The organism is Telluria sp. RT2P19, from assembly GCF_059685725.1.
The window spans coordinates 23,083-29,569 of sequence record NZ_JCASIL010000032.1 but is presented as its reverse complement, the minus strand read 5'-3'; the positions used below and the strand labels follow the sequence as shown (position 1 = coordinate 29,569).

Annotated in this window: 8 protein-coding genes; 2 read left to right on the top strand and 6 right to left on the bottom strand. The window is 63.2% G+C overall.

Annotation, left to right across the window (positions count from 1 at the left end; translation table 11 throughout):
- Positions 1 to 85: 85 nt before the first annotated feature.
- The 6 genes from AC56KW_RS25525 to AC56KW_RS25500 all read right to left on the bottom strand — a co-directional run bounded on the left by AC56KW_RS25525 (position 86) and on the right by AC56KW_RS25500 (position 4,049).
- Entirely contained in the window at positions 86 to 436 is a 351-nt protein-coding gene (locus AC56KW_RS25525; RefSeq protein ID WP_497173433.1) for a hypothetical protein, read from the bottom strand.
- 47 nt (positions 437 to 483) lie between these two features.
- A complete protein-coding gene (locus AC56KW_RS25520) occupies positions 484 to 1,137 on the bottom strand; it encodes an N-acyl amino acid synthase FeeM domain-containing protein (protein ID WP_497173432.1) in 654 nt (217 codons plus the stop codon).
- A gap of 264 nt (positions 1,138 to 1,401) precedes the next feature.
- Positions 1,402 to 1,863: a YaiI/YqxD family protein gene (locus AC56KW_RS25515; RefSeq protein ID WP_497173431.1), complete on the bottom strand. Its 462-nt coding sequence runs from the start codon at positions 1,861 to 1,863 to the stop codon at positions 1,402 to 1,404.
- A gap of 38 nt (positions 1,864 to 1,901) precedes the next feature.
- Positions 1,902 to 2,402, bottom strand: coding sequence for a GNAT family N-acetyltransferase (locus AC56KW_RS25510; protein WP_497173430.1), 501 nt, complete (start codon positions 2,400 to 2,402; stop codon positions 1,902 to 1,904).
- Complete coding sequence (locus AC56KW_RS25505) at positions 2,402 to 3,082, bottom strand: class I SAM-dependent methyltransferase (RefSeq protein WP_497173429.1); 681 nt, start codon at positions 3,080 to 3,082, stop codon at positions 2,402 to 2,404. Before AC56KW_RS25505 ends, AC56KW_RS25510 begins: the two co-directional genes overlap by 1 nt.
- A 28-nt stretch (positions 3,083 to 3,110) precedes the next feature.
- A complete protein-coding gene (locus AC56KW_RS25500) occupies positions 3,111 to 4,049 on the bottom strand; it encodes a CysB family HTH-type transcriptional regulator (RefSeq protein WP_497173428.1) in 939 nt (312 codons plus the stop codon).
- A gap of 195 nt (positions 4,050 to 4,244) precedes the next feature.
- Here AC56KW_RS25500 and AC56KW_RS25495 point away from each other — a divergent pair, with 195 nt between their 5' ends.
- Together AC56KW_RS25495 and AC56KW_RS25490 are read left to right on the top strand one after the other, a co-directional pair.
- Positions 4,245 to 5,933: a nitrite/sulfite reductase gene (locus AC56KW_RS25495; RefSeq protein WP_497173427.1), complete on the top strand. Its 1,689-nt coding sequence runs from the start codon at positions 4,245 to 4,247 to the stop codon at positions 5,931 to 5,933.
- Entirely contained in the window at positions 5,926 to 6,483 is a 558-nt protein-coding gene (locus tag AC56KW_RS25490) for a DUF934 domain-containing protein (protein ID WP_497173426.1), read from the top strand. Before AC56KW_RS25495 ends, AC56KW_RS25490 begins: the two co-directional genes overlap by 8 nt.
- Positions 6,484 to 6,487 lie beyond the last annotated feature (4 nt).

The following is a 6,487-nucleotide window of genomic DNA, read 5'->3' as shown; positions in this document are numbered from 1 at the left end:
CTGCCGAATTACCTGGGTTGGCTGTGGGCCCTCGATGGTGGGCGAGTTACTTCTGTCGAGCAATTGCTACGCATCGCGATCGGATTCATCCATAGGTAACGGTGACATCGCCTTTTTTTATGGTGCTGTACGCGTTAATTCGTTTCTTTCCAACGGCATTTGCGCACTGGATGATTGCGGTCAGCAATAGCGCTGGCGTACGCAGGGCGCCGTCATCCGGGACGCGCTGCCAGCTTGAGTAGTTCACCAGGTAGCCACTGCCGATGCCATTGAAGCCCTGCAGCCAGTACTTGAAGCGGGCATGCCAGCCATCGACGTTATTCAGGTGGATCGCGCCGCGCGCAGTGATCGGCGCGCAGATTGACCGCCTCGCGTGCGCTACCGGCTCGGCTGCGAAGACCCGGCAAGCGGCCGCCGAATCGCTGATCGACACCACGTCCGGCGCCAGCACCGGCCGCGGGCAGCCCGCGGCTGCGGATCGACCTAGGGAGTCTCGGCCTGCAGCAGGCGGGCGGCGATACCACGCTCTTCTTCAGGTGAAAAGAAATAGGGATAGAAGGAGCGCGTGCCGGTGTCGACGCCGCGGCTGAAGGCGCCACCGACCGCCGCGACCTGTTGCGCCACATAGGCCAGGCTGACGTGCAGCAAGTAGGAAGGCGCGTTCACCCGCTTATTCGTTTTCAACGCTCCCACCTGGCGAAACCCGAGCATGCGCTCGTAGAACCGCCGGTGACGAGGATTGACCTCGATGACCGCATCGGTGCAGCCATGCATTTCACGCGCGTAGATGAAGGCCAGGTGGAACACGCTGGCCAGCGCATGCCTGGACTGGACGGTGTGGTCGAAGGCGAGCTTGGTGACCTCGCACAGTTTCGCACCGTCGTGACGGAACCGCTCGAGCTCTTCCTTGTACAGATCGTCGGCCATCAGGCCGTTTCCGGCATCGATACCGATGGTGAGGGTGCCCACGACCTCGTCCCCATCGGTCGCGGTCAGCGTGATACGGTGCGGATCGTGTGGGTCGAGGCCCGCACCGCGATAGCCGCGCCATGCGTACATGCGTTCGATCAAGAGGCTGGCGCCGCTGCGGCCATCGTCGCCATCGGGCGAGCGCAGGCCGTAACGGGTGCGCGTCATGCCCCCACCCTTCGGGCCGATGGCGTTGCTGTGCAGTAGTGGCTTGTGGCGTCGATGTGCATGGTTGAACCCCGAAGTTCGCGCCTGCCCCCGGCTGGACAGGATCGCAAGCTGACCCGCGAGGCGGCCCGACCGTCGCGATTCCTGCCCTGTCCCGCATTGGACGAGCACCCTTGCCCCATTATAACCAGAACAACATTATTATCAACGACACAACAGTATCGTGCGGGCTCAAGATCGCCTGTTTCGCAAGTCGGGGGGCTGTCAGGGTGCTGGGCGCGGCCTGGCGCGTGCCAGCTGGCGGTCGAGCGCATTGGCGAAGTGCTGGCGGTCGGCCTGGCTGAAGGCGGCCGGGCCGCCGGTGTCGACGCCGCTGCCGCGCAGCTCTTCCATGAAGGCGCGCATCGTCAGTTGCTGGGCGATGGTGTCCTTCGTGTACCACTCGCCGCGCGGATTGAGCGGCAGGCCGCCCTTCTCGAGCACCAGCGCCGCCAGCGGGATGTCGCCGGTCACGACGATATCGCCGGCGCTCACGCGGGCAACGATCTCGGCATCGGCCGCGTCCGCCCCGGCCGGTACCTGCAGCGCGCGGATGAAGCGCGAGCCCGGCACCCGGATCAGCTGGTTTGCGACCAGCGTGACGTTCAGCTGTGCGCGCTCGGCCACACGGAACAGAATGTCCTTGATCACGCCGGGACAGGCGTCGGCGTCAACCCAGATGTGCATGATGATGTCGATGAAGTGAGGTGGATTGGCCGGCCGGATCAGGCGACCGCGGGATCGTTGATGATGAATTGATGGAATACCTCGTCCTCCGGGCCGGGCCGCACCGCGCGGAACGGCAAGCGCGCAAACGCGTTGTTCCAATAGCGCAGCGCTGCTTCATCCTTGCGACATACCGCGAACAGCCACGGTCCCTCGCTCTCCAGCACGATCCGGCGGGTCGCCGCCTCGGCCAGGCCGAGCCGGCGGTACTTCGGCAGTACGAACAGGTCTGCGAACTCGCGGATCTGCCCGTTCCCGAAAGGTATCCATTCGACCAGCGCAAAGCCTGCCGGTTTGCCGTCGACCCTGAGGATGTAGGCCGCATCCGCGCCCTGCGCGCCGATATAGCTCGCCAGGCCGTCCTCGTCGCAGTCGTACGAGCCGTCGTCGAGGATATCCTCGCCGCTCCATCGGGTGGCTTCGAAGTAGTACAACTGCAGCAGGCGAAACAGCAATGGCTTGTCGGCAGCCGTAGCGGCCTGGATGGAGAACCCGTCCATCACTTCAGGCGGCAAGTCAGTACCCAGTAGAACTCCCAGCGTGCGATCTTGATCTCGCGGCCGACCTTGTCCAGGCGCTTGCGCAAGTAGCTGTCGGTCGGATAGTTCTTGACCAGCTCGTGGCGGTTGCCTTCGGCGTCGAGCTGGTATTCATGGGTATTGCCCTGCAGGTCGGTGCGGGCGATGGTGGCGCTCTCGCTTTCGACGTAGTCGTCGTCGAAGACCACGAGCAGCACGTCCTTGCCCAGGCGCTTCTTCAACGACAACAGCAGGGATTCCTGCTGCTCGCGCGTCAGGCGCGACCACAGGCCGGCCATGAACACCGCCGTGAACTTGCCGTCGCCAGTGCCCAGGTCGTCCGGCAGCGCCAGCGCATCGACCAGGCGGTACTCGACATTGTCCAGATCTTCGCCATGCATGCGCGCCAGGTCGAGCATCGCTGCGCTGGCGTCGGTGGCCAGGATGAACTCGGCCGTCTCGCTCAGCACCTCGGTCCAGGCGCCGGTGCCGCAGCCCAGCTCCAGGATGCGGTGGCCACCAAGCAAGGTGGCGAGCTGCTCGCGTGCCTCGTCCAGGTCTTCCAGCTGCTCTTCCGAATACTCGGCGGCGGCGTTGTCGTAGTGGGCGGCGATGCCGTCGTAATAGGCGATCGTCGTGTTCACCGCGGGGTTCTTGTCCATCTTTGATTCCATTAACAGTTCTTGTGCTTCAGAGTTCGTAGTTTTCCCCACCGCGCATCGCCGACTCGACCATCTTGCGGGTGAGCGTCGGCGTCAGCAGTTCGATGAAAGTATAAATATAGCTGCGCAGATAGGCGCCCTGCTTGATCGCCACGCGCGAGGTGTTCATGCCGAACAGGTGGCCGACCGGCAGCGCGCGCAGGTTGCGGTCGCGCTCGGGGTCGAAGGCGATGCCGGCGATGATGCCGATGCCCATGCCCAGTTCGACATAAGTCTTGATCACGTCGGCGTCGATCGCCTCGAGCAGCACGTCCGGCTTCAGGCTACGCAGGCTGAAGGCGTGGTCGATCTTGCTGCGGCCGGCGAAGGCGGCATCATACGTGATCACCGGATAGCTGGCGATTTCTTCGAGTGAAATGGCGCGCGATTTGAACAGCGGGTGGTCCGGCGGCGCCACCACCACGTGCTCCCACTGGTAGGCCGGCAAGGTGATCAGGCCGTCGACGGCGGTAATCGATTCGGTGGCGATCGCCAGGTCGGCCTGGTCGTTCTTGACCATGTCGGCGATCTGCTTCGGATTGCCCTGCAGGAGAGAGAGGCGCACCTTCGGATACTTTTGCATGAAGCCCTGCACCACCTTCGGCAGCATGTAGCGCGCCTGGGTGTGGGTGGTGGCGATGGTGAAGCTGCCGCTGTCGTGGGCCGCGTACTCCTTGCCGATGCGCTTCAAGCTGTCGATCTCCTGCATGATCAGCTCGACCGACTGCAGCACCAGCCGCCCCGGCTCGGTCAGGCCGCGGATGCGCTTGCCGTGGCGGGTGAAGATGTCGACGCCCAGCTCTTCTTCCAGCTCGATGATGGCCTTCGAGACCCCGGGCTGTGAAGTGAACAATGCCTTGGCGGCATCGGTCAGATTGTAGTTCTGGCGGACGGCTTCGCGCACGAAGCGTAGTTGGTGGAGATTCATTTGATAATTATTGTTGTGAAAGAGGCATGAAGCTGCTTGCGAACGACATTCTAAGATGCTTATTCGGGTTACGTATATAAGCAAATAAATTATCCGTAGTTTGGAATATAAGCTTGGCTCCGTATCATCGGGACATTATTTAATGGGCGAACACCATCCGCCTCTCCATACGGCCCCAGAAACGGACACAGCACAATGTACCGCTACGACCATTACGACCATCTCATCGTGCGCGAGCGCATCGCCCAGTACCGCGACCAGGTCGCCCGCCGCCTCTCCGGCGAGCTGCTGGAAGAAGAATTCGTGCCGCTGCGCCTGCAAAATGGCCTGTACATGCAGCGCCACGCCTATATGCTGCGCGTGGCCGTGCCCTACGGTCTGCTGTCGTCAAGCCAGGTGCGCATGTTTGCCCATATCGCCCGCAAGTATGACCGCGGCTATGGTCACTTCACCACGCGCCAGAACATCCAGTACAACTGGATCGAGCTGGAGCAGACGCCGGACATCCTGACCGACCTGGCGGCGGTCGAGATGCATGCCATTCAAACTTCCGGCAATTGCATCCGCAACATTACGACCGACGAATTCGCCGGTGTGGCGGCTGACGAGATCATCGATCCGCGCCCGTTCGCCGAGATCCTGCGCCAGTGGAGCACCTTCCACCCGGAGTTCTTGGCCTTGCCGCGCAAGTTCAAGGTCGCCATCAACGGCGCCCTCGAGGACCGCGCCGCGATCGCCGTGCACGATATCGGCCTGACCGTCGTGTATAACGAGGCCGGCGAAGTCGGCTTCAAGTTCATGGCCGGTGGCGGCATGGGCCGTACCCCGATCCTGGGCAGCGTCATCCGCGAGTTCCTGCCATGGCAGCACCTGCTGACCTATACCGAAGCCGTGATGCGCGTGTATAACACCCACGGCCGCCGCGACAACAAGTACAAGGCCCGCATCAAGATCCTGCTCAAAGCCCTGGGCGTCGAGGAATTCACCCGCCAGGTAGAAGCAGAATGGGCCGACCTGAAGGACGGCCCCGAGACGCTCACGCAAGAAGAGTTCGACCGCGTCGCCAAATGGTTCCAGCCGCATGCCTACCGCGAGCTGAGCGATATCGACGCCGCCGCCGCGCAGCCCGACAACCGCGCCTTCGCCAACTGGCTCAGCCGCAACGTCAAGCCGCACAAGGTGCCGGGCTATGCCGCCGTCGTGCTGTCGCTCAAGAAGACCGGCGTGCCGCCGGGCGACGCCACGGCCGAACAGATGGACTTCGTGGCCGAACTGGCCGACCGCTTCAGCTTTGCCCAGGTGCGCGTGACCCACGAGCAAAACCTGGTGCTGGCCGACGTCGAGCAGGGTAAATTGTTCGAAGTGTGGCAGCTGGCCAAGTCGAAAGGCATGGCGACACCGAATATCGGCCTGCTCACCGACATCATCGCCTGCCCTGGCGGCGACTATTGCTCGCTGGCGAACGCGAAATCGATCCCGATCGCGGCCGCCATCGCCGAGCGCTTCGACGACCTCGACTTCCAGCACGATATCGGCGACATCGAACTGAATATCTCGGGCTGCATCAATGCCTGCGGCCACCACCACGTCGGCAATATCGGTGTGCTGGGCGTCGACAAGGACGGCAGCGAGTGGTACCAGGTCTCGATCGGCGGCGCACAGGGCAATACCTCGGCCATCGGCAAGATCATCGGCCCGTCGTTCTCGGCGGTCCAGATGCCCGAAGTCATCGGCCGCCTGCTTGAAGTCTATGTCCGCTGCCGCATCGAAGGCGAGCGTTTCGTCGACACCGTGCAGCGCCTGGGCGTCGCCCCATTCAAGGAGCACGTGTATGCCACGCCGATCGCGGCGGGCGAACTGGTTGGAGAGGACCACTATGCTTAACCGACACCCACAAATCATCAAGGGTCGCGAAGTGGTCGATGACGACTGGAGCGTGCTCAGGCTCGACGAGGGACAAACGGCTGACACCGTCGAGGTCCCGGCCGGCAAGATCATCGTGCCGCTGACCGTATGGCTGGCCCAGCGCAATGTGCTGCTTGACCGCGCCGAGCTGGGCGTGTGGCTGGCGCCGGACGAAAGCGCCGCCGTACTAAAGGACGACCTGCACCGCTTCGGCGTGATCGCCATCGACTTCCCGAAATTTACCGACGGCCGCGGCTATTCGATCGCCTACAACCTGCGCAAGCGCCTGGGCTGGGGCGGCGAACTGCGCGCGATCGGCGACGTGCTGCGCGACCAGCTGTTCCAGATGGCGCGCTGCGGCTTCGATGCCTACGCCACCAGGCAAGACCGCAGCATCCATGACGCCGTGAAAGGCCTGTCGGTGTTCTCGGAAACCTACCAGGCGACGGTCGACAATCCGATCCCGCTATTTCGTCGGGTACCACGCGACACCCCGGCCGAACACCGCGACATCGGCGCCGGCATCTAGGAGC

Bases quoted from the DNA above. Each gene is read 5' to 3' on its own strand.
- AC56KW_RS25520 (WP_497173432.1), bottom strand. From the start codon at position 1,137: ATGACGCGCACCCGTTACGGCCTGCGCTCGCCCGATGGCGACGATGGC.
- AC56KW_RS25515 (WP_497173431.1), bottom strand. From the start codon at position 1,863: ATGCACATCTGGGTTGACGCCGACGCCTGTCCCGGCGTGATCAAGGAC.
- AC56KW_RS25510 (WP_497173430.1), bottom strand. From the start codon at position 2,402: ATGGACGGGTTCTCCATCCAGGCCGCTACGGCTGCCGACAAGCCATTG.
- AC56KW_RS25505 (WP_497173429.1), bottom strand. From the start codon at position 3,082: ATGGACAAGAACCCCGCGGTGAACACGACGATCGCCTATTACGACGGC.
- AC56KW_RS25500 (WP_497173428.1), bottom strand. From the start codon at position 4,049: ATGAATCTCCACCAACTACGCTTCGTGCGCGAAGCCGTCCGCCAGAAC.
- AC56KW_RS25495 (WP_497173427.1), top strand. From the start codon at position 4,245: ATGTACCGCTACGACCATTACGACCATCTCATCGTGCGCGAGCGCATC.
- AC56KW_RS25490 (WP_497173426.1), top strand. From the start codon at position 5,926: ATGCTTAACCGACACCCACAAATCATCAAGGGTCGCGAAGTGGTCGAT.